This window comes from Psychrobacter sp. TB20-MNA-CIBAN-0197 (assembly GCF_040309765.1).
Classification (GTDB): domain Bacteria; phylum Pseudomonadota; class Gammaproteobacteria; order Pseudomonadales; family Moraxellaceae; genus Psychrobacter; species Psychrobacter submarinus.
The window spans coordinates 1-271 of record NZ_JBEOPC010000605.1 but is presented as its reverse complement, the minus strand read 5'-3'; the positions used below and the strand labels follow the sequence as shown (position 1 = coordinate 271).

The following is a 271-nucleotide window of genomic DNA, read 5'->3' as shown; positions in this document are numbered from 1 at the left end:
ATAGAATCATGGGATGTGCCACTTAAAACAATTATCACCCCAAATAAAACCTACTGTTGGTAAAGCGTTACTTTGTATACCAGCAGAAATTTTTGACATAAATGAGCATAAAACAATGACACAAGACGAATTAAAAAAAGCAGCTGCTTGGGCAGCTATCGAGTTTGTAAAAGAAAACACTATTGTAGGTGTCGGTACAGGCTCAACGGTTAATCACTTTATTGATGCACTAGGCTCAATAAAAGACACTATTGTAGGCGCTGTATCAAGC

1 pseudogene is annotated in these 271 nt (G+C 37.3%); it reads left to right on the top strand.

The features are described 5' to 3' along the window. Positions 1 to 13 precede the first annotated feature (13 nt). Positions 14 to 271: pseudogene (locus AAEY83_RS15160) on the top strand (hypothetical protein); the annotation flags it as partial.